The 23,884-nt window shown below is 60.9% G+C and carries 20 protein-coding genes and 9 tRNA genes; 11 read left to right on the forward strand and 18 right to left on the reverse strand.

Features of this window, described 5'->3' with window-relative positions; translation table 11 throughout:
* Positions 1-18: 18 nt before the first annotated feature.
* Positions 19-1,851 carry an SLC13 family permease gene (locus AB5Y95_RS20960; protein WP_368161980.1) on the forward strand — a complete coding sequence of 611 codons (1,833 nt, stop codon included), beginning with the start codon at positions 19-21 and terminating at the stop codon, positions 1,849-1,851.
* A 233-nt stretch (positions 1,852-2,084) separates the two neighbouring features.
* Here the strand turns inward: AB5Y95_RS20960 and AB5Y95_RS20965 are convergent.
* The 15 genes from AB5Y95_RS20965 to lolB form a co-directional block, all read right to left on the reverse strand.
* Positions 2,085-2,168: transfer RNA gene (locus AB5Y95_RS20965), tRNA-Leu, on the reverse strand.
* Positions 2,169-2,176: 8 nt separating this feature from the next.
* Positions 2,177-2,253 (reverse strand) — tRNA-Met (locus AB5Y95_RS20970).
* A gap of 36 nt (positions 2,254-2,289) precedes the next feature.
* Positions 2,290-2,364 (reverse strand) — tRNA-Gln (locus AB5Y95_RS20975).
* A 45-nt stretch (positions 2,365-2,409) separates the two neighbouring features.
* Positions 2,410-2,486: transfer RNA gene (locus tag AB5Y95_RS20980), tRNA-Met, on the reverse strand.
* 36 nt (positions 2,487-2,522) lie between these two features.
* Positions 2,523-2,597: transfer RNA gene (locus tag AB5Y95_RS20985), tRNA-Gln, on the reverse strand.
* Between the two features lie 42 nt (positions 2,598-2,639).
* Positions 2,640-2,714 (reverse strand) — tRNA-Gln (locus AB5Y95_RS20990).
* A gap of 146 nt (positions 2,715-2,860) precedes the next feature.
* Positions 2,861-2,935 (reverse strand) — tRNA-Gln (locus AB5Y95_RS20995).
* Positions 2,936-2,943: 8 nt separating this feature from the next.
* A tRNA-Met gene (locus AB5Y95_RS21000) sits at positions 2,944-3,020 on the reverse strand.
* A gap of 235 nt (positions 3,021-3,255) precedes the next feature.
* Positions 3,256-4,347 carry a redox-regulated ATPase YchF gene (gene ychF, locus AB5Y95_RS21005; RefSeq protein WP_005298458.1) on the reverse strand — a complete coding sequence of 364 codons (1,092 nt, stop codon included), beginning with the start codon at positions 4,345-4,347 and terminating at the stop codon, positions 3,256-3,258.
* A gap of 234 nt (positions 4,348-4,581) precedes the next feature.
* Positions 4,582-5,178: an aminoacyl-tRNA hydrolase gene (pth, locus tag AB5Y95_RS21010; protein ID WP_010633221.1), complete on the reverse strand. Its 597-nt coding sequence runs from the start codon at positions 5,176-5,178 to the stop codon at positions 4,582-4,584.
* 195 nt (positions 5,179-5,373) lie between these two features.
* The gene (locus tag AB5Y95_RS21015) at positions 5,374-7,365 is read right to left on the reverse strand and encodes a bifunctional UDP-sugar hydrolase/5'-nucleotidase (protein WP_368161982.1); all 1,992 of its coding nucleotides are present in this window, start codon (positions 7,363-7,365) and stop codon (positions 5,374-5,376) included.
* Between the two features lie 102 nt (positions 7,366-7,467).
* Positions 7,468-8,415 carry a ribose-phosphate pyrophosphokinase gene (locus AB5Y95_RS21020; protein WP_005298464.1) on the reverse strand — a complete coding sequence of 316 codons (948 nt, stop codon included), beginning with the start codon at positions 8,413-8,415 and terminating at the stop codon, positions 7,468-7,470.
* A gap of 308 nt (positions 8,416-8,723) precedes the next feature.
* A tRNA-Gln gene (locus AB5Y95_RS21025) sits at positions 8,724-8,798 on the reverse strand.
* Complete coding sequence (ispE, locus tag AB5Y95_RS21030; protein WP_368162115.1) at positions 8,778-9,647, reverse strand: 4-(cytidine 5'-diphospho)-2-C-methyl-D-erythritol kinase; 870 nt, start codon at positions 9,645-9,647, stop codon at positions 8,778-8,780. Before ispE ends, AB5Y95_RS21025 begins: the two co-directional genes overlap by 21 nt.
* Before the next feature lie 26 nt (positions 9,648-9,673).
* Positions 9,674-10,258 carry a lipoprotein insertase outer membrane protein LolB gene (gene lolB, locus AB5Y95_RS21035; RefSeq protein ID WP_368161984.1) on the reverse strand — a complete coding sequence of 195 codons (585 nt, stop codon included), beginning with the start codon at positions 10,256-10,258 and terminating at the stop codon, positions 9,674-9,676.
* Between the two features lie 121 nt (positions 10,259-10,379).
* Between lolB and hemA the strand changes: the two genes are divergently transcribed.
* From hemA to AB5Y95_RS21070, 7 genes are all read left to right on the forward strand, one after another.
* Entirely contained in the window at positions 10,380-11,639 is a 1,260-nt protein-coding gene (hemA, locus tag AB5Y95_RS21040) for a glutamyl-tRNA reductase (RefSeq protein WP_005298470.1), read from the forward strand.
* Positions 11,640-11,690: 51 nt separating this feature from the next.
* Entirely contained in the window at positions 11,691-12,779 is a 1,089-nt protein-coding gene (gene prfA, locus AB5Y95_RS21045; RefSeq protein WP_099358660.1) for a peptide chain release factor 1, read from the forward strand.
* A complete protein-coding gene (gene prmC, locus AB5Y95_RS21050) occupies positions 12,779-13,627 on the forward strand; it encodes a peptide chain release factor N(5)-glutamine methyltransferase (RefSeq protein WP_099358659.1) in 849 nt (282 codons plus the stop codon). Before prfA ends, prmC begins: the two co-directional genes overlap by 1 nt.
* A 43-nt stretch (positions 13,628-13,670) precedes the next feature.
* Positions 13,671-14,054, forward strand: coding sequence for a SirB2 family protein (locus AB5Y95_RS21055; RefSeq protein ID WP_010633227.1), 384 nt, complete (start codon positions 13,671-13,673; stop codon positions 14,052-14,054).
* 11 nt (positions 14,055-14,065) lie between these two features.
* A complete protein-coding gene (locus AB5Y95_RS21060; protein ID WP_011706932.1) occupies positions 14,066-14,866 on the forward strand; it encodes a SirB1 family protein in 801 nt (266 codons plus the stop codon).
* Positions 14,867-15,041: 175 nt separating this feature from the next.
* A complete protein-coding gene (gene kdsA, locus AB5Y95_RS21065; protein ID WP_005298479.1) occupies positions 15,042-15,896 on the forward strand; it encodes a 3-deoxy-8-phosphooctulonate synthase in 855 nt (284 codons plus the stop codon).
* Between the two features lie 308 nt (positions 15,897-16,204).
* Positions 16,205-17,485 (forward strand): dicarboxylate/amino acid:cation symporter, encoded by a 1,281-nt coding sequence (locus tag AB5Y95_RS21070; protein WP_368161986.1) that lies wholly within the window; start codon positions 16,205-16,207, stop codon positions 17,483-17,485.
* Between the two features lie 130 nt (positions 17,486-17,615).
* On the opposite strand, the gene grcA is transcribed toward AB5Y95_RS21070, so the two are convergent.
* The gene (gene grcA, locus AB5Y95_RS21075; protein ID WP_010633231.1) at positions 17,616-17,996 is read right to left on the reverse strand and encodes an autonomous glycyl radical cofactor GrcA; all 381 of its coding nucleotides are present in this window, start codon (positions 17,994-17,996) and stop codon (positions 17,616-17,618) included.
* A gap of 897 nt (positions 17,997-18,893) precedes the next feature.
* On the opposite strand from grcA, the gene ung reads away from it, so the two are divergent.
* Both ung and AB5Y95_RS21085 read left to right on the forward strand, forming a co-directional pair.
* The gene (gene ung, locus AB5Y95_RS21080) at positions 18,894-19,562 is read left to right on the forward strand and encodes a uracil-DNA glycosylase (protein WP_017765029.1); all 669 of its coding nucleotides are present in this window, start codon (positions 18,894-18,896) and stop codon (positions 19,560-19,562) included.
* Positions 19,563-19,721: 159 nt separating this feature from the next.
* Positions 19,722-20,270, forward strand: a complete 549-nt coding sequence (locus AB5Y95_RS21085) for a hemerythrin domain-containing protein (RefSeq protein WP_005298486.1) — start codon at positions 19,722-19,724, stop codon at positions 20,268-20,270.
* Between the two features lie 51 nt (positions 20,271-20,321).
* Here the strand turns inward: AB5Y95_RS21085 and AB5Y95_RS21090 are convergent, their stop codons facing one another.
* Both AB5Y95_RS21090 and tal read right to left on the reverse strand, forming a co-directional pair.
* Complete coding sequence (locus AB5Y95_RS21090; protein ID WP_005298488.1) at positions 20,322-20,504, reverse strand: DUF3545 family protein; 183 nt, start codon at positions 20,502-20,504, stop codon at positions 20,322-20,324.
* A gap of 160 nt (positions 20,505-20,664) precedes the next feature.
* Positions 20,665-21,615 carry a transaldolase gene (gene tal / locus AB5Y95_RS21095; RefSeq protein ID WP_368161987.1) on the reverse strand — a complete coding sequence of 317 codons (951 nt, stop codon included), beginning with the start codon at positions 21,613-21,615 and terminating at the stop codon, positions 20,665-20,667.
* A gap of 742 nt (positions 21,616-22,357) precedes the next feature.
* Between tal and AB5Y95_RS21100 the strand changes: the two genes are divergently transcribed.
* Entirely contained in the window at positions 22,358-23,800 is a 1,443-nt protein-coding gene (locus tag AB5Y95_RS21100) for an alanine/glycine:cation symporter family protein (protein WP_368161989.1), read from the forward strand.
* The last annotated feature ends 84 nt before the right edge of the window (positions 23,801-23,884 follow it).

A 23,884-nucleotide genomic window follows, 5' to 3' on the forward strand; every position in this document is an offset into this window, starting at 1 on the left:
TGAACGAAAGGAGCGAGCGTGAATTCCGAGTTGGTCTGGGTCCTCTGCATGCTGGTGGGCGCCATTTATCTGTTTGTGAGCAACAGGGTCCGCATGGACGTGGTTGCCTTGCTGATCATCATCTTGTTCGTGCTGAGCGGCACCCTGACCCTGCCACAGGCGCTGGCGGGGTTCAGCGATCCCAACGTCATCCTGATCGCCGCCCTGTTCGTGGTGGGGGAGGGGCTGGTGCGCACCGGCATCGCCTATCAGGTAGGGGACGCACTGGTGAAGGTAGCCGGCAGCAGCGAGACCCGATTGCTGGTGCTGCTGATGGTGGCGGTCGCCCTGCTGGGGGCAGTGATGAGCAGCACAGGGGTGGTGGCCATCTTCATCCCTGTGGTGCTGAGCGTGGCGAACCGGATGGGGATCCCGGCCGGCCGGCTGATGATGCCGCTCGGCTTTGCCGGCCTCATCAGCGGCATGATGACCCTGGTGGCGACGCCGCCCAACATGGTGGTCAACAGCGAGCTGATGCGCCACGACATCCACGGCTTCGGCTTCTTTGGTTTCACCCCCATGGGGGTCATCATCCTGGGGATGGGGATCCTCTACATGCTGCTGATGCGCACCTCTCTGGTACGTAGCGAGGAGGAGGGCAAGCACAAGCAGAGTGGGCGCAGCACCATGCGCGATCTCATTCGCGACTACCGGCTGGCCGGGCGGGCGCGGCGGCTGGCATTGCGGCCCGACTCCCCCCTGATCGGCCAGACCCTGGACGAGCTGCAACTGCGGGCCCGCTACGGGGCCAACGTCATCGGGGTGGAGCGCTGGCGCAAGTTTCGGCGGGTGATGGTCACCGTCTCCGGCGTCACCGAGTTCCAGGCCAAGGACGTGCTGCTCATCGACATGTCCGACCCCGATGCGGACGTGCGGGAGTTCTGCAGCGAGGCGCGGCTCGAACCCATGATCCTGCGCGGGGAGTATTTTTCCGATCAGGCGCGGGAGGTGGGCATGGCGGAGGTGTCGCTCATCCCCGAATCCCGTCTGCTCGGCAAGAGCATCCGCGAGGTGGCGTTTCGCTCCCACTACGGCCTCAACGTGGTGGGGATCCGCCGCGCCGGCGAGGCGCTTGGCGGCAAGCTGGTGGACGAGGCGCTGCAGATGGGGGATACCCTGCTGGTGGTGGGCAACTGGAGCCTGATCCGCCTGCTGCAGACCCACAGCCGCGACTTCCTCTTGCTGGGGCTGCCGGCCGAAGTGGACGAGATGGCGCCGGCCCGCAGTCAGGCCATTCACGCCCTGATCGCGCTCGGGGTCATGATAGTGCTGATGGTGACCGATCCCGTGCCCAACGTGATAGCGGCGCTGATCGCCTGCCTGCTGATGGGCAAGTTTCGCTGCATCGACATGGAGAGCGCCTACAAGTCCATCCACTGGCCGACCCTGATCCTCATCGTCGGCATGCTGCCCTTCGCGCTCGCGCTGCAAAAGACCGGCGGGGTGGATCTCATCGTCGGCGTACTGATCTCGGCGGTGGGGGAAATGGGGCCGCGGGTGATGCTGGCCAGTCTGTTCGCCCTGTGCGCCGTCATCGGGCTGTTCATCTCCAACACCGCGACGGCGGTACTGATGGCCCCGATCGCGCTCGGCACGGCCCAACAGATGGGGGTCTCGCCCTATCCGTTTGCCATGACCATCGCCATCGCCGCCTCGGCGGCCTTCATGACGCCGGTCTCCTCGCCGGTCAACACCCTGGTGCTGGGCCCAGGCAACTACAAGTTCGTGGACTTCGTGCGCATCGGCGTGCCCTTTACGGCGCTGGTGATGGTGGTGAGCGTCATCGCCATCCCCTGGTTCTTCCCGTTCTGACGACGCACGCGACATGGCGGCCTGCGGGCCGCCTTTTTATTGGCTGCAAGGCACTGACATGAACGGTGCGCCCAAGGCGGCAGCAGGGCTGGCGTGTCTTTGCTGAGGGGAGGTTGTAGCCGTTCATGCAGAGGATATTGCAGGGGCGTGACGGCATGGAGAGGGGAAGAAGTGTGGCAAACGCCGGATACAAAAAAACCAGCCTGGGCTGGTCTGTTTGGTACTGCTTTCGATGGTGCGGAAGGAGAGACTCGAACTCTCACGCCTAGGGCGCCAGAACCTAAATCTGGTGCGTCTACCAATTTCGCCACTTCCGCAAGAGTAATGGTGGCTATGACGGGATTCGAACCTGTGACCCCCGCATTATGAGTGCGATGCTCTAACCAACTGAGCTACATAGCCGTCTTGTGCACGACTCGCGTCGAATACAAGTAAAAATGGCTGGGGTACTAGGATTCGAACCTAGGGATGGCGAGATCAAAACCCGCTGCCTTACCGCTTGGCGATACCCCAACAGTGTTCTTTACAATCAGATGATTGAAGGAACGTTTTTCAAAATGGTGGCTATGACGGGATTCGAACCTGTGACCCCCGCATTATGAGTGCGATGCTCTAACCAACTGAGCTACATAGCCGTCTTGTGTACGACTCGCGTCGAATACAAGTAAAAATGGCTGGGGTACTAGGATTCGAACCTAGGGATGGCGAGATCAAAACCCGCTGCCTTACCGCTTGGCGATACCCCAACAGCAATGTCTGACAGAGACTATCAAACATCTTTTTAAAAATGGCTGGGGTACTAGGATTCGAACCTAGGGATGGCGAGATCAAAACCCGCTGCCTTACCGCTTGGCGATACCCCAACAGCGATGCCTGACAGAGTCTATCAAACATCTTTTAACAATGGCCGGAATACCAGGATTTGAACCTGGGCACATCGACGAGTTCAACACCCATCACTGCTTCCCTTGACCTGTCACCGACACCTTAGTGCCGACAACTGAAATAATGGCTGGGGTACTAGGATTCGAACCTAGGGATGGCGAGATCAAAACCCGCTGCCTTACCGCTTGGCGATACCCCAACTAGAGATGGTGGCTATGACGGGATTCGAACCTGTGACCCCCGCATTATGAGTGCGATGCTCTAACCAACTGAGCTACATAGCCAACCTTGCTTCCAGTGCCTCGTTGCCTCGTCACTGTGCGGGCCGAATTATGCGTATCTGGCTCTGGGGCGTCAACCCTTTTTTTGTTTGAAAAAACGAATTTGAGTGCGTTTGGCGAGTTATTGGTCGCTGTCGCGCAAAAGCCCAACAATCTGGTTTTTTTTACGACATATCGAGCAGATAGGTGCTTGGGCCAGATAAAAAAAGAGGCCAGCAAATGCTGGCCTCTCATGGGATTAGACGTTGAACAGGAAGTTCATGATGTCGCCGTCTTTGACGATGTAATCCTTCCCTTCGGCGCGCATCTTGCCCGCTTCCTTGGCGCCTTGCTCACCCTTGTAGGCGATAAAGTCTTCGAAGGCGATGGTTTGGGCACGAATAAAGCCTTTTTCGAAGTCGGTGTGGATCTTGCCCGCGGCCTGCGGGGCGGTGGCGCCCACCGGAATGGTCCAGGCACGCACTTCCTTCACGCCGGCGGTGAAGTAGGTCTGCAGCTTGAGCAGCTCGTAACCGGAGCGGATCACCCGGTTCAGGCCCGGCTCTTCGATGCCCAGATCCGCCATGAACTCGGCGCGATCTTCGTCGTCCAGCTCGGCGATGTCCGCTTCGATGGCGCAGCAGACCACCACCACGACGGCATTCTCGGCGGCGGCAATTTCACGCACCTGATCCAGGTAGGGGTTGTTCTCGAAGCCATCTTCCGCCACGTTGGCGATGTACATGGTGGGCTTGAGGGTCAGGAAGTTCAGGTGGCTGACGGCGGCCAGCTCGTCCTTGTCCAGCTTCATGCCGCGGATCATCTGGCCGTCTTCCAGCGCCACCTTGATCTTCTCCAGCACTTCCACTTCCAGCTTGGCATCCTTGTCGCCGCCCTTGGCGCGCTTGGACTGGCGGTTGATGGCGCGCTCGCAGGCATCCAGATCGGAGAGGGCCAGCTCGGTGTTGATCACCTCGATGTCGTCAGCCGGGGAGACCTTGCCTGCCACGTGAACGATGTTCTCGTCCTCGAAGCAGCGCACCACGTGACCGATGGCCTCGGTTTCACGGATGTTGGCCAGGAACTGGTTGCCCAGGCCCTCGCCCTTGGAGGCACCGGCCACCAGGCCGGCGATGTCCACGAATTCCATGGTGGTCGGCACAACGCGCTGCGGATTGATGATGGCCGCCAGCTGGTCGAGGCGGGGATCCGGCATCGGTACCACGCCGGTGTTCGGCTCGATGGTGCAGAACGGGAAGTTGGCGGCTTCGATGCCGGCCTTGGTCAGCGCGTTGAACAGGGTGGATTTGCCTACATTGGGCAGGCCCACGATACCGCATTTAAAACCCATGGATTGTTACCTTACGTGATGGATGCTGTGTGAGGGCCGCAGAACCTGTCCATGCTCTTGCTGCGAGGCTGTGATCAAGGCTCATGTGCTGCTCGGAATCCTCACGTATGACTATACGCTCCGGTTCCTGCGCTGCGCTTTACCTTGCTGACAACCTCTCGTTACAGAGCATGAACAGGTTCTTGGGCGACCCCGTCATATTGTGCGAGCCTGACGCGTGTCAGGCATCTCTATTCAGACTTTCTCTGCCTTGAAGCTGTGCAGCCGGTTCATGGCCTTGGTCATGTCCTGCTTGAACAGAATGTCGGTGGCGCGCAGGGATTCGTCCAGCGCGGCGTCGATCAGGTTCTGCTCGCTGCTGGGCGCTTTGGTCAGCACGAAACCGGCGACCAGCTCCTTGGCGCCCGGGTGACCTATCCCCAGCCGCAGCCGGAAGAAATTGTTGTTGTTGCCCATCTTGGCAATGATGTCCTTGAGGCCGTTATGGCCGCCGTGCCCGCCGCCCTGCTTGAATTTGGCGATGCCGGGGGGCAGGTCCAGCTCATCGTGGGCCACCAGCATGGCTTCCGGCTCGATCTGGTAGAAGCGGGCCAGCGCGGCCACCGCCTTGCCGGAGAGGTTCATGTAGGTGTTCGGGATGAGCAGGCGCACATCCTGGCCATCCACCTGGATGCGGGCGGTGTGGCCGAAGAACTTGGGCTCTTCGCGCAGGCTGACATTGTGCCAGCGTGCCAGTTGCTCCACATACCAGGCGCCCGCATTGTGGCGAGTCTTGGCATATTCCGGGCCGGGATTGCCCAGCCCCACGATCAGTTTGATTTGGCTTGTCACGCTTGATTTCTTCACTCGCTGCTTGCAATGGGCCGACTGCCCAGGGCAATGGGACGCAATATTCTAGCCGCCGACTGGCGATCACTCAACCAAAGCTCGGCCAGTGCCGGGGAAAAGCGGGGAACCTGTGGCCAACGTCAGCAAAACGGGCCCCAGTGCGGGGCCCGTTTTGTGGCTTGCCGGCGGGGGGCCGGGTTACTGGGCGGCACGCACCAGGGTGACCGTCTCTTCGTCCAGGGCGGTCAGGGTGGGGCGCGCATCGCGCACGTAGGCAACGAAGGAGGCGGCGTCGGTGCCGCAATCCACGCCGCTCGCCTTGCAGTCAAGCTGATGGCCGGCGGCATAGCGGGCGGTGAGCTGATCGCCGCGCTGCTCCACCCGCTCGACCGGGAAGCCGGTCAGCTTGCCATCCTGCCAGGCAAGATCCAGCCGCTCGGCTTGCTGCGCCTGGGCGCGGGCCAGCGCCTGCCAGCCATCGTTGCCGTTGGCGCTGTAGGCATTCATCACCACCCGATAGCGCTGGCTGTCCACCAGATCCTGCCACTGGCCGTCGGCATTCTGCCACTGCAACTGGGTCAGGGCGCCGCCCTTGCCCGGGGTGGTCTCGGTGAAGGTGTAGCGCAGGTGGCCGCCGTAGGGGAACTTGCCGGCGTGGGCGCTGGCGGGCAGGGTGGCGGTGATGGTCTCGGTCAAGAGGGAACGCACGTCGGCGCCGCTCAGGGTCAGCACCGAGAGCTGGTTCTTGAATGGCAGCAGGGTGAGCGCGGCATCTCCTTCGCGCAGCTCGCCGGCCGGCAGATCGGCGCGCACGCCGCCCACTGCCAGCAGGGCGAAGTGGACCGGACCGCCGGTCAGCGCCTGCACCGCCGGGGTATTGGCCCAGTAGTACTGCCCTTCGGCCACCAGGGGGGCGACGTCGGAGCCGTGGCTGTCGCTGCCATTGTCGCCGGGGCGGCGGGCATTTTGCAGGGCGGCTGGCACGGTGGCGATGACGGGGCCGAACGCCTGCTCCAGAGCGGGCTTGTAGTGGCTGTCGATGATGCCGCGCAGGCGCGGATCCTCATCCACGGTCACCAGGTTGGGCTGAGCGTCGATGAACTTGCCGGCCTGCTTGCTGCGGGTCTCATCCAGTGCCTGCTTGCGGGCGGGATCGGCGAAGAAGTCGCGGCTGGCCAGCAGCTGGTTCTGACCCTGACAAGAGATGACCCTGCCCTGGGCGTCGAAACTGACCCGGGCCAGTCCGATGGCCTGGGCATAGGAGCCGGCCTGTACCACGCAGGTCATGCCGACCCCGTCCGGGTTGGTGACCAGCTGTGCATATTCGCCGGTGTTGCCCCAGCCGATGTTGCGAAAATCGCCGAGCAGGCTGTGGGAGTGGCCACCGACGATGGCGTCGATGCCGTTCACCTTGGCCGCCAGCGCCAGATCCCGCTGATTGCCGATGTGGGTGAGCGCCACTATGTGGTCGATGCCGTGCTGGCGCAGCAGATCCACCGTGGCCTGGGCCGAGGTGACTTCATTGCCGAACCGCAGCTTGCCGACGTTGGGGGAGATGTTGGCCATGTCCTCCAGCACCAGCCCCATCACGGCGACCAGTTGCTTGCCCTGGGGCAGGTTGTTGATGTCGGTGACCGGGCTCTTCTGGTTGCCGTCGAAGGCGTAGATGACGAACGGCTTGAGGTTGGCGGCGTGGCGCAGATCCGGGTCGTCGCGGGTATCCAGGTTGGCGGCCAGCACCGGGAAGTTGACCCCCTTGATGAAGCGGGCCAGCTTCTGGTTGTCCAGATCGAATTCGTGGTTGCCCAGCGCCATGGCGTCGAGGCCGAACTGGCTCAGCAGCTCGGCGTTGGCCATCCCCTCGTTGAGCTTGAAGTAGCCGCTGCCCTGCCAGGCATCGCCGCCGTGCAGCAGCAGGAGCGGCTGGTTCTTGGCCAGCGCGTCGGCCTGGAAGGATTTCGCCATGGTGAGCAGGCGCGGATAGCCGCCGAAGCGGGTGTAGAGGGTGTTGGTTTCCCCCTGCTTGCCAAAGAGAGGCCCCTTCAACTCGGCGTTGACCGGGTCAAACTGGGAGTGGGTGTCGTTCATGTGAGCCAGGGTCAGCACGAAAGGCTGGTTTTCATTGTTGGGCTGACAGGCGAACAGGAAGCTGCAGAAGGCGAGGAGCAGCAGCGGGCGCAAGCGATTCATGGAACAATCCTTAACCTGCGACGGGGCAGGGCAGTACCGGGTGTAACTGGGACTAGAAAGACAAAAACCGCCAGCTGGCGGTTTTTGTCACAACAGGGTCTATCAATGCTCAAACATGGCAGAGATGGACTCTTCGTTGCTGATGCGGCGAATGGCTTCGGCCAGCACGGAAGAGAGCGTCAGCTGCTTGACCTTGTCGACCGCCTTCATCTCCGCGGTGAGCGGGATGGAGTCGGTGATGATCAGTTCGTCGATCACGGAGTTCTTGATGTTCTCCACGGCGGAACCGGAGAAGACCGGGTGAGTGGCGTAGGCGAATACACGCTTGGCGCCGCGCTCTTTCAGGGCTTCTGCGGCTTTGCACAGGGTGCCGCCGGTGTCGATCATGTCGTCGACGATGATGCAGTCGCGGCCGGCCACGTCACCGATCAGATGCATGACCTGGGAGACGTTCGGGCGGGGACGACGCTTGTCGATGATGGCGATGTCGGTATCGTCCAGCAGCTTGGCGATGGCACGGGCACGTACCACGCCGCCGATGTCCGGCGACACGACCACGGGGGATTCGAGGTTCTTGGACTTCATGTCTTCCAGCAGCACCGGGCTGCCGAACACGTTGTCGACCGGGACGTCGAAGAAGCCCTGGATTTGCTCGGCATGCAGGTCAACGGTCAGCACGCGATCCACACCGACGCTGGAGAGGAAGTCGGCGACGACCTTGGCGGTGATGGGAACACGGGCGGAGCGGACGCGGCGGTCCTGACGGGCATAGCCAAAGTAGGGAATTACGGCAGTGATACGGCCAGCTGAAGCACGACGCAGAGCATCCACCATCACGATCAATTCCATCAAATTGTCGTTGGTCGGGGCACAGGTGGATTGAATGATGAAGATATCGCCACCACGTACATTCTCGTTGATCTGTACGCTGATCTCGCCGTCGCTAAAGCGACCTACGGCAGCATTGCCGAGTTTGATAAACAGGCGATCTGCGATCTTCTGGGCTAGTTCCGGCGTTGCGTTACCAGCAAACAGCTTCATGTCAGGCACGGTTTGAAACCTCGGGGTTGCATCCAGTATGTGGGGAGTCTGATTAGACCCTTATCGTTTGGGGGCAAACGATTTATCAAGTTGACGGGTCAGACCACTATAGGCTGCTTTCAGGTCAGGTGCCCACGTTACATGCGGCAAGCCGGTTGAGCGTCGTGCTGGTCGACGCCCCGTCATCCATGATGACCAGTGACCTTCCGACAACGAGAGGGTAACGATGGGTGCTGCAACCGGCGAGGGGGAGTGTGCACTCCCGGCAAGACTGCTGCGGCAGGTGAATCGATATACCCTGTTCGATGTTCAGGAGATGGCTGGGGTACTAGGATTCGAACCTAGGAATGGCGAGATCAAAACCCGCTGCCTTACCGCTTGGCGATACCCCAATCACTGACTTGTTGCAATGTAGCGAAGAGTGGTGATATGTTCTCGCCCTTGGCGACAAATCCATCCCACTCTCTCGGCACTTTTGCCAACACTTCCCGAGCAGCCACTTCGTCTTCAAACTGAGCAAAGACGCAGGCTCCTGTGCCCGTCATTCTTGACGGCGCGTATTCTAGCAACCAGCCGAGCGCATTGGCAACCTCGGGGTGGCGCTTTTTCACCAGCAATTCGCAATCGTTTTTCCACTCCCCTTCCAGCAGATTGTGCAATGCCATTTTCGGGGTATCTCTGGGCAGGTCCGGATCCTGGAACACGGCGGCGGTCGCCACATGGCAATCAGGCTTGAGCACCAGATACCAGGCGCTCGGCAACTCGACCGGCTGCAGCCGCTCACCTACCCCCTCGGCAAAGGCGGCCTTGCCGCGCACGAACACCGGCACGTCGGCGCCCAGCTGCACGCCGAACTCGGCCAGCTCGTCTTCACTCAAGCCGGCTTGCCAGAGGTGGTTGAGGGCGACCAGCGTGGTGGCGGCGTCCGATGAACCACCGCCGATGCCGCCGCCCATGGGTAAGACTTTTTCCAGCCAGATATGCGCGCCCTGTGGGCTCGGCAGTTTTGCCTGCAGCAGGCGGGCGGCGCGGATGATGAGGTTCTGTTCATCGGGCACGCCGGGAATGGCCGGGCTCAGGGTGAGCCTGTCGCTTCCTGGGATCACCTCGAACTCGAGCCAGTCGCCGTGGTTGAGGAAGATGAACAGGGTCTGCAGCTCGTGGTAGCCGTCCGGGCGACGGCCGTTGACGTGCAAAAAGAGATTGAGTTTGGCCGGAGCCGGCCAGCGCATGGCGCTCATGGGGGAGTCCTTGTCGATGGCCGCCATCAGCGGGCGATGGTCCAGTGGTTGATCTGCAGCTTGAGACGGCTGCCCTGGCCGGTCATGGTGAGCAGGTGCGGCAGGCGATAGCCGTCCTGATCCCGGTAGTCGCCATAGACGATCTGCCACTGGCCGTCACGCACGCTGGCCAGACTGCGGTCGGGGTTGAGCTCGAACTGGGCCTCGCCCGGCAAGCCCTTGATCCACGCCGGCAGCCCGGCCACCGGAATGTTCCAGCCGGTGAGCTGATAGACGAGCGCCTCGGCATCCTGGCTCTGGTGCGGGTTGCCCTCGTTGTCGATCAGGGTGATCTCGCCCTTGCTGCGGGAGAGCTCCAGGATGTGGGTGCCGATCAGGCTGGTGAGGTTGAGGCGATAGTCGTCGCCATCCTGCTGCCAGTTGACCCGGGCGCTGCCCTTCTGCTGGGCGGTGATGATGGCCATCTTGCCAGACAGCTGCCAATGGGTCAGTTGCTCGAGCCGGGTACGCTCCTGCTGCCAGTTGACCTGATCGCGCTGGGGTTGGGTGGTGGCGCAACCGGCCAGCAACAGCAGGCAGCCAAGGGTGAAAAGACGCAACAACAAGGTCATGCTCCGGAAAAGGTGATTTGGCACAGTATACGGGGGGGTCGTATTGCTTTTAAAGACTTACCCTTTCTCGTACAATTGGCAGCCTTTACTCCCTGCGCACAGATACGATCCACGCCCACTCATGAGTTTGCTTGCCCTCGGAATCAACCACAACACCGCCAGTGTCGCCTTGCGGGAGCGGGTCGCCTTCGGCCCGGACTGCATCGATCGCGCCTTGCGTGAGCTGGTCGCCCAACCCGGTGTAAGCGAGGCGGTGATCGTCTCGACCTGCAACCGCACCGAGCTTTACTGCAGTCTGGAGCAGGGGCAGGGCGAGCAGGTGTTGCAGTGGCTGCAGCGGTTTCACGACCTGGATGCCGCCGAGGTGGTCTCCGCCATCTATCGGCATCAGGACGAGGAGGCGGTTCGCCATTTGATGCGGGTGGCCTGCGGGCTCGACTCCCTGGTGCTGGGAGAGCCGCAGATCCTGGGGCAGATCAAGCAATCCTATGCCCATGCCCAGCAATCCGAGGCGGTGAAGGGGGCGCTGGAGCGTTTGTTCCAGAAATCCTTCTCGGTGGCCAAGCGGGTGCGCACCGATACCGAGATTGGCGCCAGCGCAGTGTCGGTGGCCTTTGCTGCGGTGAGCCTGGGGCGGCGGATCTTCTCCGATCTCTCCCAGACCAAGGTACTGCTGGTCGGCGCCGGCGAGACCATCGAACTGGTGGCCCGCCACCTGCGCGAACAGAACGTCACCCAGATGATGGTGGCCAACCGCACCCTGCAGCGGGCCCAGCTGCTGGCCGAGGAGTTCGGCGCCCAGGTGATGACGCTCGAAGAGATCCCGGACTACCTGCACGAGGCGGACATCGTCATCAGCTCCACCGCGAGCCCCCTGCCCATCATCGGCAAAGGCATGGTGGAGCGCGCGCTCAAGGCTCGCCGCTTCAGGCCCATGTTCCTGGTGGACATCGCCGTACCGCGCGACATCGAGGCGGAGGTGGACGAGCTCTCGGACGCCTATCTCTACACGGTGGACGACCTGCAGGGCATCATCGAGCAGAACCTCGAGACCCGCAAACGGGCTGCCGCCGAGGCCGAGCTCATCGTGCAGGAAGAGCGCGACGACTTCATGGGCTGGTATCGCAGCCTCCATTCGGTGGATCTCATCCGCGATTACCGTCACCAGTCCCAACAGGTGGCCGATGAGGAGCTGCAGCGCGCCCTGCTGGCCCTGCAACAGGGCGAGCCTGCCGAGCAGGCGCTCAAGGCGCTGGCCCACCGCCTTACCAACAAGTTGATCCACGCACCGACCCAGGCCCTGCGCCAGGCTGCCGCCCAGGGGGATCACCACCAGCTGGCCCAGCTGCGCCAGGTGTTGGGATTGTCACAAGAGTCATAGTTTGGGGGCGATCACCCGGTCGTCCCGTCCTCCATCGAGAACACAAGATTTATGAACCCGTCACTGATCAGAAAGCTGGAAGGCCTCATCGAGCGCCACGAAGAAGTACAGGCCATGCTCGGCGAGCCGGACGTGGCCGCGGATCAGGATCGCTACCGCGCCCTGACCCGGGAATATGCCCAGCTGGAAGATATCGTTCACGCTTTCCAGCAATTCCGCCAGGCCGAAGAGAACCTGGACGCCACCCGCCAGATGCTGGAAGAGGAGGATGCCGACCTGCGCGAGATGGCGCAGGAGGAGCTGCCGCTGGCCAAGGCGACCTTCGAGGAGCAGGAGCAGGCGCTGCAGGTGATGCTGCTGCCGCGCGACCCCAAGGATGACAACAACTGCTACCTGGAGATCCGCGCCGGCGCCGGTGGTGACGAAGCGGCGATCTTTGCGGGCGACTTGTTCCGCATGTATTCGCGCTATGCCGAGCGCCAGGGCTGGCGGGTCTCCATCGTCAGCTGCAACGACGGCGAGCATGGCGGCTACAAGGAGGTGATCGCCAAGGTGGAGGGCGAGCACGTCTACGGCCGCCTCAAGTTTGAATCCGGTGGTCACCGGGTGCAGCGGGTGCCGGAAACCGAATCCCAGGGCCGGGTGCACACCTCCGCCTGTACCGTCGCGGTGCTGCCGGAAGTGCCGGAAGCCGAGCAGATCGAGATCAACCCCGCGGATCTGAAGATCGACACCTTCCGCGCCTCCGGGGCCGGTGGCCAGCACGTCAACAAGACCGACTCCGCCATCCGCATCACCCACCTGCCCACCGGCTTGGTGGTGGAGTGCCAGGACGAGCGCTCCCAGCACAAGAACCGCGCCAAGGCGATGTCGGTACTCTCCGCCCGTCTGCAGGCGGCCGAGGATGAGCGCCACCGCGCCGCCGAGCAGAGCACTCGCCGCAACCTGGTGGGATCGGGGGATCGCTCCGAGCGTATCCGCACCTACAACTACCCGCAGGGGCGCCTCTCCGAACACCGCATCAACCTCACCCTCTATCGTCTCGGCGAGATCATGGAAGGGGATCTGGACTGCGTCATCAACCCGATGATCCAGGAGTACCAGGCCGACCAGCTCGCCTCCCTGGCCGAGAGCAACTGATGCAGATCCAGCAGGCTCGCGCCCACATCATGGCAACCCTGGCAGGGGGGGAATCCCCCCGCGCCGATGCCGATGCACTGCTCTGCCATTTGTTGGACTGCCGGCGCAGCTACCTGATGACCTGGCCGGAGCGCGAGCTCGATGCCGCCCAGCAGGACACCCTGCAGGGCTGGCTCGAACGCCGTCTCAATGGCGAACCCATCGCCCACCTGATTGGCGAGCGGGAGTTCTGGTCGCTGCCGCTGAAGGTTAGCCCGGCCACCCTGATCCCGCGCCCCGACACCGAGGTGCTGGTCGAGCAGGCGCTGGCGCGGCTGCCAGCAGGCTCCTGCTCCGTGCTGGATCTGGGCACCGGCACCGGCGCCATCGCATTGGCGCTCAAGTCGGAGCGACCGGATGCCGATGTATGGGCGGTGGACAGGATGCCGGCCGCCGCCGCCCTGGCCCGTGCCAACAGCGCCGCGCTGGGTCTGCCCATCGAGGTGCGCGACGGCAGCTGGTTCGAACCGCTGGTCGAGCCCTCGCCAAGCCAGGCGCCGCGCTTTGCGATGATCGTCTCCAACCCGCCCTACATCGACGGGGCAGATCCGCACCTCGACGAGGGGGACGTGCGCTTCGAGCCCCGCTCCGCCCTGGTGGCGGACGAGCAGGGGCTGGCGGATATTCGCCTCATCGTGACCGGGGCGCCGGCTCATCTGCTGCCGGGCGGCTGGCTGTTGCTGGAGCATGGCTGGCAGCAGGGGGAGGCGGTGCGTCAACTCCTGCTGCAACAGGGCTACGTGCAGGTGGAAACCGTGCGTGATTACGGCGATAACGAGCGGGTGACCCTGGGGCGGCTGGCTCAGTGATGATGACGGGCGGGCCGGGCCTGCCTCTGTTCAAGGACACGTTATGTATTTTGCTATCAAACATCTGCACCTGCTGCTGATTGGCCTGGCCGTGCTGATGTTCATGTTGCGCTTCTATTGGCTGCAGACCGGCTCGAGCCGTGCCGCCAGCGCCCGTACCCTTCGGTTGAGCGGCTGGCTCAACGGCCTGGTGGTGCTCTCCGGCGTGCTGCTGTGCATGGTGCTGGATCTCAACCCGCTCAACAACGCCACCCCCTGGCTCAGCGAGAAGCTGACCGCCATTCTGGTGGTGGCTTTTCTGGCCATGATGGCACTGCGCCTGGCCCGCAGTAACGGCATCCGCTGGTTTGCGTTTCTGGGAGCCCTCGGCTGGCTCTTCTTCATCGCCAAGCTGGCCGTCTACAAGCAGGCCAGCCTGTTCGGTTAAGGATGATGACGATGATACGCGTAGACGAATGGACCGATTTCGAAGCCCATGACATCGCCGAGCTGGCGCTGTCGGTGAGCGACGAGATCCATGGCATCAGCGGCCGCGGGACGGCGGAGCTGGCCCGGCTCGACGCCTGGCTGGACGAGGCCATCGAGGAAGGGGATTGCGACCAGGTGCGCCGTCAACTGCTGCAGGGCTTCTACCAGACCTTAGGGTTTCACGGTGACTGGCAGGACTACTTCTCGGTGGCCAACTGCGATCTGGCCGAGGTTCTGGCCCGCAAGCAGGGCATCCCGGTCAGCCTTGGCATCCTCATCATCCAGCTGGGGCGCAAGCTCGGGCTGGACGTGGAGGGGATCTGCTTCCCCGGCCACTTCCTGGTGAGCTTCGCCGGCAGCGAGGGAGAGGTCTATGTGGACCCCTTCACCGGCGACGAGCTGAGCCTGCACCACATCGAGCTGCTGCTGCGCGGGGCCCTCGGCAACCTGGCCACCCTCAGCTCGGATCACCTGCAGCCTGCCGGCCAGTGGGAGATCATCGAGCGGCTGCTCAACGTGAGCAAGGGCGCCCTGCTGCGGGAGGACCGGATGACAGAGGCGCTGCGCTGCAGCGAACTGTTGCTGCGGATGAAGCCCGGCGACCCGTTGGAGACCCGGGATCGCGGCTTCATCTACGAGCAGCTCGACTGCCCGCGCTTTGCCGCCGACGATTTTGAATACTTTATTGAACAGTGCCCGGACGATCCGGTGGCCGACGTGCTGAAAGCCCAGCTGGCCGCCCTGGATCTGAGCCCCAAGCCCCTCCACTGAGGGGCGGGCAACGGCCCCGCTGCATGGCGAGGCCCTGGCCGAATGAAGAGTCCCATGCCGTTGCATGCAAGGCCTGGGAGATGCAACAGACGAGTATCGAGGCCATGCTGCCCTGGGCAGCGCGGCCGGATGTGGATTCAAGCCCTGCAAGCCCTTTTACCTAAGGAAGCCTGAGATGGAACAGAAGAATATCAAGGTCAATGGCATCGACGTCGCCAACGACAAACCGTTCGTGTTGTTCGGTGGCATGAACGTGCTGGAATCGCGCGACATGGCGATGGCCGTGTGCGAGAAGTACGTGGAAGTGACCTCCAAGCTGGGTATCCCGTTCGTGTTCAAGGCGAGCTGGGACAAGGCCAACCGCTCCTCCATCCACTCCTACCGCGGTCCGGGTCTGGAAGAGGGGATGAAGATCTTCCAGGAGCTGAAAGCGACCTTCGGCATGCCGGTGATCTCCGATCTGCACGAGCCCCATCAGGCCAAACCGGTGGCCGAGGTGGTCGACGTCATCCAGCTGCCCGCCTTCCTGGCGCGCCAGACCGACCTGGTGGAGGCCATGGCCCGCACCGGCAACGTCATCAACATCAAGAAGCCGCAGTTCCTGAGCCCAAGCCAGATGAAGAACATCACCGACAAGTTCGAGGAGTGCGGCAACGACCGTCTGATCCTGTGCGAGCGCGGCGTCAACTTCGGTTATGACAACCTGGTGGTGGACATGCTGGGGCTGGGCGTGATGAAGAAGAGCACCGGCGGCTACCCGGTCATCTTCGACGTGACCCACTCCCTGCAGTGCCGTGACCCCATGGGCGCCGCCTCCGGCGGTCGTCGCGAGCAGGTGGCCGAGCTGGCCCGTGCCGGCATGGCGGTCGGTCTGGCCGGTCTGTTCATCGAATCCCACCCGGACCCCAAGGTGGCCCGTTGCGACGGCCCGAGCGCGTTGCCGCTGGAGAAGCTGGAAGGCTTCCTCAAGCAGATGAAGGCCATCGACGATCTGGTCAAGGGCTTCGAGCCGCTCGATACTTCCATCTGAACCTGGCCCACGCTGGCCCCATAAAAATGCCCCGCACTGCGGGGCATTTTTGTTTTCGCGCTGTTTTTATTTCCTAGGCCAGCATAAATCAATCGCGGAATAAATACATCTGGGTTGCCATGGTGTTAATGTTGTTAAATCCGTTGTGTGATTGATGTCTATTAATTGCTTCTTTCAACATGTGAAAGTAGCCCCTGTTGTGATGAGGGAACGGCACGAACCGGGCGAGATAATTCATATTTCGTCACGGCTTGCTGCATGCGTATTTCTGCCATGACACATCTCATTAAACTGACAGGACGTTAAGAATGCAGAAAAAAATAGTCAGCAGCCTGTATTTTCAGGTGTTGTTAGCGATCACCCTCGGAGTCATCCTGGGGCATATATATCCTGACCTCGGTGCGGACATGAAACCGCTTGGGGATGGTTTCGTCAAATTAATCAAAATGATCATCGCCCCGGTTATATTCTGCACCGTGGTGACCGGCATTGCCGGCATGGAGAGCATGAAAGCGGTGGGTAAAACCGGCGCCATCGCGCTGCTCTATTTTGAAGTGGTCAGCACCATCGCCCTCATCATCGGGCTGTGCGTGGTCAACCTGCTGCAACCGGGGGCGGGCATGAACGTCGACCCCGCCACGCTCGACGCCAGCGCCATCTCAGCCTACGCCGAGCAGGCCAAGGCTCAGGGCATCATCCCCTTCCTGCTGGACGTGATCCCGGGCAGCGTGATCGGCGCCTTCGCCAGCGGCAACATTCTGCAGGTACTGTTATTTGCGGTGCTGTTCGGCTTCTCCCTGCACCATATCGGCGAGAAGGGAAAGGTGATATTCAATGTCATCGACAGCTTCTCCCAGGTTATTTTCGGGATCATCAACATGATCATGCGGCTGGCGCCGGTGGGTGCATTTGGTGCCATGGCATTTACCATCGGGAAATATGGTATCGGCTCGCTGGTTCAGCTCGGACAATTAATCGCCTGCTTCTACATGACCTGCCTGCTGTTTATTTTCCTGGTGCTGGGCAGTATTGCCAGAGCGAATGGTTTCAGCATCCTGCGTTTTATTTCCTATATCCGGGAAGAGCTGCTGATCGTGCTTGGTACATCCTCTTCTGAATCTGTATTGCCGCGCATGCTGGTCAAGATGGAGGCGCTCGGTTGCAAGAAGTCGGTGGTGGGGCTGGTGATCCCGACCGGTTATTCCTTCAACCTGGACGGTACCTCCATCTATCTGACCATGGCGGCCATCTTCATCGCTCAGGCCACCAACACCCCGCTCGATCTGTTCCAGCAGATCACCCTGCTGGTGGTGCTGCTCATCTCCTCGAAGGGGGCGGCCGGGGTGACCGGCAGCGGCTTCATCGTACTGGCAGCTACCATCTCGGCGGTGGGCCACCTGCCGCTGGCCGGGCTGGCGTTGATCCTCGGCATCGATCGCTTCATGTCGGAAGCCCGCGCCCTGACCAACCTCATCGGCAACGGGGTGGCAACCCTGGTGGTGGCCCGTTACTGCGATCAGCTCGACGAGCACCAGATGCTCGAGGCGCTGAGCAACCCGCCGCAAGCCGTCAAGGTGGATCAGCATTGAGCCACCGATATCTGCGCCGTGCGCTGCCAGCCTGTCGAGCACGGGCAGCCAACGGGGGTGGGTGAATTCAAGCCATAAAAAAACGGCCCGTTTGGGCCGTTTTTCATGATACCGGTTGGTGCAGAGCGACTTACAGGCTCTGGGTGAAGGTGCGGGTCACCACGTCACGCTGCTGTTCCGGGGTCAGTGCGTTGAAGCGCACGGCGTAGCCGGAGACACGGATGGTCAGCTGCGGGTACTTCTCCGGGTTGGCGATGGCGTCTTCCAGGGTCTCGCGACGCAGGACGTTGACGTTCAGGTGCTGGCCACCTTCGACGGCCGGCTCGGCCTGTACCGGCAGTTCACGGTATTCGAACTGGCCCAGGTCGGAGACGCTGACTTCCTGATCGGCGGCAAAGGCATCACCCTTGGCGCAGATGCAGCGAGCCTGTTGCTTCTCTTCGTCCAGCAGCCAGAACGAGTTCAGCAGAGCGGCGTTGGCAGACTGGGTGATTTGGATGCCCTTGATCATGGTATGACTCCTCATAGGAAAGCGGATTCAACTGTAAGGACATTACCCTGATGTATTTAAACCACCGGGATGATTTAAAGGGCCCTTGCCTTACACCTTTACTTTGTTGGGTCATATATACCACGATGGTAATATTACGAAAATTGATCTAAATCAAAAAATACGCGATCTGTACGGATGTGAAGGGATTAAATTATTGAGATTAATCAAAAATAGGTCATTTTTCTGATTATGAAAGATATCCAAATTATGCATCTTTCATTAATTAAATCTAGTAATTTAACTACACCTTTTCATGTTCCAGCTCGCTCAAAGCTGGATTCGCCATACAGTAGGCGAAGGGGATAAGCCAATGATGGGGGTACGCCAAAAAGGTGAAGGAGAGGCTTAACCAAGGCAAGAGAGGGCGATGGGGGTCGACAGGCGAGCGGGAGAGTGGCCCAGCCATCGCCAGACCAGGCCATGGGGAGTCGCGTGGGAGTTCAGTGCCGACCTCTTGCTCACCCGAAGATGGCCAGCGGCGACCTCTTGCTCACCCGAAGATGGCCAGCGGCGACCGAAAGGTGAGCGCGGTGGCCACGGCTTGGCCGGGAGAAGGAACCCGCAGGGGCATCCTGGTTGCGTCTTGGGGGCTGGCCCCCTATCCTGAGCCCCTTGCTGCATTAATGGGGGCAGGGGCGCGTGCTGGCCGATTGGCCTGCGTAAAAAGCAAGGTGACCCCGGGCCTGCCGTATTCATCGAGGATGGTGGCGTGCTGCGCTGTGCCCGTGTGGGTGGACAGGGCGCAGGCCATCCATCCGGCCCTGTAGATCGAGGAGAGAGGCGCACCGACCTGCACGCACGAGCGGCCGGGTCGAAATAAGCGCCTCCCCCGACAGATTCAATGAGGAGATTGGGGTGCTGACCTGGACTGATGTGATTGGCTCCGAGAAGGAGCAGGACTATTTCAAGGCAACCCTGGCGACCGTCAGGAGCGAGCGGGAGGCGGGCAAGGTGATCTACCCGCCGGCCACCGACGTGTTCAACGCCTTCAAGCTGACCGAGCTGGATCAGGTCAAGGTGGTGATCCTGGGTCAGGATCCCTATCACGGTCCGAACCAGGCCCATGGCCTCTGCTTCTCCGTGCTGCCCGGCGTGCGCACGCCTCCCTCGCTGGTGAACATCTACAAGGAGATGCAGCGGGATCTGCCGGGTTTTGTCACACCCAATCACGGTTTTCTGGAGTCCTGGGCCACCCAGGGGGTATTGCTGCTCAATACCGTGCTGACGGTGCAGGCGGGCCAGGCCCACTCCCATGCCCATCTGGGTTGGGAAACCTTCACCGACCGGGTCATCGAGCAGATCAACGCCAGCTGTCAGGGGGTGGTCTTCCTGCTGTGGGGCGCCCACGCCCAGAAGAAGGGGCGTTTCATCGACCGGAGCCGCCACCACGTGCTGAGTGCCCCCCATCCCAGCCCGCTCTCGGCCCATCGCGGCTTCATCGGCTGCGGCCATTTCTCCGAGACCAACCGCTTGCTGAGCCAGCAGGGGATGAGCCCCATCAACTGGCACTCGGTCTGCGAATAACGCGGGGGCAGACAGCCGTGATTTGCTCCGTCGGGAGGGTGGGGCAGCATGCGCCACTGGCCGTTTTGTCTGCAGCTGACTTGATTGAGTGCAAAGTTGGCGCGACAAATGGCCGTATACTCGGATCAGAATCGTTTCATTTCAGCGCAAGGAGTGCCCATGTTAGCGAGTCTGCACAAGGATCATCTCAACATCGCCCGGTTGCTGGGTCTGCTCAAGCAGAAGCTGGCGGCCATTCGCAGCGAAGAAAGGGTCAGCTATTTCCTGATCCGCGATGTGGTGGATTACCTGCGGGAGGTATCGGACAAGTATCACCATCCGAAGGAAGACATCATTTATGACTACTACCTCAAGTACCGGGTAGTGGAAGGGGATGTGGCCAACCGGCTGCAACTGGAGCATGCCAAGCTGGTGGAGGCCGGTGCCGAGCTCAGGGAGATGGTGGAGATGATCCTGATGGATGCGGTCATTCCGCTCGATCAGTTCACCGCCAAGCTGGAGCAGTTCGTGGCGCTGCAGGAGGCGCACATGAACTACGAAGAGGGGGTCATCTTCCCCCATCTACGCGACTCGCTGACCGAGGATGACTGGCGTCACCTCGAGCAGGTCTGGCAGAACCGCGCCATCGGGGATCCCCTGTTCGGGCCCGAGATCAGCCAGCACTTTCAGGATCTGGCCAGGCGCCTGTCGCTGCCGCTCTCTTCCTGAGGGGTAACGCTCCCTTAAAAAACAAGGCCCCGGTTAACCGGGGCCTTGTTTTTACAACTCGATCTCGTCTGAGAGACCTTCGTAGGCGATGTCGATGGATTGCAGCTCCTTCTGCAGGCGATGCTTGTCTTTCAACGCCTCTATCTCACGCCATTTACGTTTTTTTCCCGTTGTCCCGCGGCTACGTGAACCGAGCTCAACTACATCTTCATAATCGAAGTTGAACATTTCCATGGCTCCCTCCTTGGTTATTCTCGTTTTCACCATCCGTATAACATACCGGCATTGAAAATAAAACGTTTTCGTGACGAACCCATGACAGCGGATCCTGCGCCCATAAAAAAACCGGGTGCCCTTGCGGGAACCCGGTTTTTGTCGGCAGATGGCGCAGTGATCAGAGGCGGCTGGCCAGCATGGCTTCCAGCTTGCCCTGGTCGATGGCAAACATGCGGATGCCTTCGCCCAGTTTCTCGTGAGCCATGGCGTCCTGGTTCAGTTCCCAGCGGAATTCGGCTTCGGTCATCGGGGTCGGTTTGGCCTTGCGCTCGCCGGTGTAGTCCAGCTTGCGTACCACGGCACCTTCCGCCTTGCTCAGCTCTTCCAGCAGGGCCGGGCCAATGGTCAGACGGTCGCAGCCGGCCAGTTCCAGGATCTCGCCGGTGTTGCGGAAGCTGGCACCCATGACCACGGTCGGGTAGTCGTGCTGCTTGTAGTAGTTGTAGATGGAGGTGACGGAGACCACGCCCGGATCTTCGCTGGCAGTGTAGTCACGGCCGTTCTTGGCCTTGTACCAGTCGAGGATGCGGCCCACGAACGGGGAGATCAGGAAGGCACCGGCTTCGGCACAGGCACGGGCCTGGGCGAAGGAGAACAGCAGGGTCAGGTTGCACTGGATACCCTCTTTCTCCAGTACCTCGGCGGCACGGATCCCCTCCCAGGTGGAGGCCAGCTTGATCAGGATGCGATCGTTGCTGATGCCGGCGTCGTTGTAGAGACGGATCAGTTTGCGGGCCTTGGCGATGCTGGCCTCGGTGTCGAAGGAGAGACGGGCGTCCACTTCGGTGGAGATGCGGCCCGGGACGATCTTCAGCACTTCCAGACCGATGTTGACCGCCAGCTTGTCGCCCGCGTCGATGATTTGCTGTGCCTTGTCCTGGCTCTGGGCCTTGGCCCAGGTGACGGCGTCTTCGATCAGCGCCGCGTACTCGGGGATCTCGGATGCCTTCAACACCAGAGAGGGGTTGGTGGTGGCATCGATGGGCTGGTAGCGTTTGATGGCTTCGATATCGCCGGTGTCGGCGACAACTGTGGTCAGGGCTTTCAGCTGGGTTAATTTATCGGCCATGGCAAATATCATCTCTTTATGAGGGCGCACTCTCTTGGTGAGGACGCAGGCTCGGGGGTGGCGGGCGTGAGACGACAGTTCTGAAATAAAATTACAAAATCCCGGCGACTCAGGCTCAGAAAAGCGCGATGGGCAGGCCCCATCGTCATTGCCTGCCTAATTAATACGGATGTGGCGCATCCTGCAATAGGGGGGGCTGTATGCTTATCAGCCACTCCCTGGCGCAGGCGGGAAGGAGTGGATAAAAGTGTTTGATAAAAAACAACTTTTATCTGTTTTTAGTCGCTGAAATTATCCTTCGTCAAAAACAACTTTTTTGGTTGATTATCTGTTTTGTGCCCTCGATCACATAAATTATGTGGTTAGCCACTTGAAATTTTATTACGTGTAAAACGTTTGGCGAAACCGGGCCGTTTTGGCATCCCCGACGGGTAAACGCTTGCGTAATGGTTTGCCTCCTTTTTCCCGCTTCTACCTCTATGTAGATAATTGCCAAAAGGTTTTCTTATGGGTCTAATTTGTTGGCCGATTGATTGGATTCTCAGTTTTGTTGAAATTTTGCGAGTTAAATGAAGCTTTATTGCGCTAAAACGCTCGTTTTTTGTTTCCGTAGTGATCCCGATCACTATTCTGAACTCCTTCGCTATGCTAGATTCCGCCCCTTTAGTGAACCGCAAATTCAGAAATCGACAGCAAGGGGTCAGCGCAGACTGACCATGGATGTGATAACAACGAGAGAAATATGGACACCTTGATCGCAATGATTAACGACCTGATGTGGGGAGCCGTGCTCATCTACCTGCTCATCGGCGTCGGCATCTTCTTCACCTTCCGCCTGGGTTTTATCCAGATCCGCCACTTCGGCCACATGTTCTCCGTCTTGCGCAACAGCCGCAAATCAGACAAGGCCGGTATCTCCTCCTTCCAGGCCCTCTGTACCAGCCTTGCCGCCCGCGTGGGTACCGGCAATCTGGCCGGGGTGGCGGTAGCCATCTATCTGGGTGGCCCGGGTGCCATCTTCTGGATGTGGCTGATCGCTTTCATCGGCATGGCGACCGCCTTCGTCGAGAGCACCCTGGCCCAGCTCTACAAGGTCAAGGATGAGGACGGCAACTACCGTGGCGGCCCCGCCTACTACATGGAGAAGGGGCTCGGCATGCGCTGGATGGGGGTGTTGTTCTCGCTCTGCCTGATCCTGGCGTTCGGTCTGGTGTTCAACGCGGTACAAGCCAACTCCATCAGCCTGGCGATGAACGTGGCCTTCGGCATCCCCGACTGGGTCAGTGGTCTGGCACTGGTGGTGCTCTCCGGTCTCATCATCTTCGGCGGCATTCGCGGCATCGCCCGTTTCGCCGAGCTGGTCGTGCCCTTCATGGCGCTGGCCTACATCCTGATGGCGCTGTTCGTGGTAGCCATGAACATCAGCGAGCTGCCGGGGGTATTCAGCCTCATCATCAAGTCCGCCTTCGGTCTTGAACAGGCCGGCTCCGGTGCGCTGGGCTACGCCATCTCCCAAGCGATGATCAACGGCATCAAGCGCGGTCTCTTCTCCAACGAGGCAGGCATGGGCTCCGCTCCCAACGCCGCCGCGACCGCAACCCCCTATCCGCCGCACCCTGCCTCCCAGGGTTATGTGCAGATGCTGGGGGTGTTCCTCGACACCATCGTCATCTGTACCTGTACTGCCGCCATCATCCTGATGTCCGGCCAGTTTGAACCGGGCTCCGGCATCACCGGGGTAGAGTTGACCCAGCGGGCGCTCTCCTCCCAGATCGGTGGTGGTGGCAACATCTTCATCGCGGCGGCCATCTTCTTCTTCGCCTTCACCTCCATCGTGGCGAACTACTCCTACGCCGAGACCAACCTGGTGTTCCTCGAGCACAACCACAAGGGCGGCCTGATGCTGTTCCGGATGTTCGTGCTGGGCATGGTGATGTTCGGTTCGGTGGGCGAGCTGCCGACCGTGTGGGCAATGGCGGATGTCTCCATGGGGCTGATGGCCATCGTCAACCTGGTGGCGATTCTGCTGCTCTCCGGGGTGGCCATCAAGCTGGCGCGGGACTACAACGACCAGCTCAAGCTGGGCAAGGTGCCCACCTTCGACGCCAACAAGTACCCCGAGATCCGCAGCCAGCTGGAAGAGGGGATCTGGGACAATCCGGCGCAAAACAGCAAGCAGGCATAAGCCTCGCAGTCGCCGTTGTCTGACAACAAGGGGAGCCAGTGGCTCCCCTTTTGTTTGGGCGCCGTTTCATAGTCGTCACCTGTG

Source organism: Aeromonas sp. R5-3 (assembly GCF_040908225.1).
Classification (GTDB): Bacteria; Pseudomonadota; Gammaproteobacteria; order Enterobacterales; family Aeromonadaceae; genus Aeromonas; species Aeromonas dhakensis.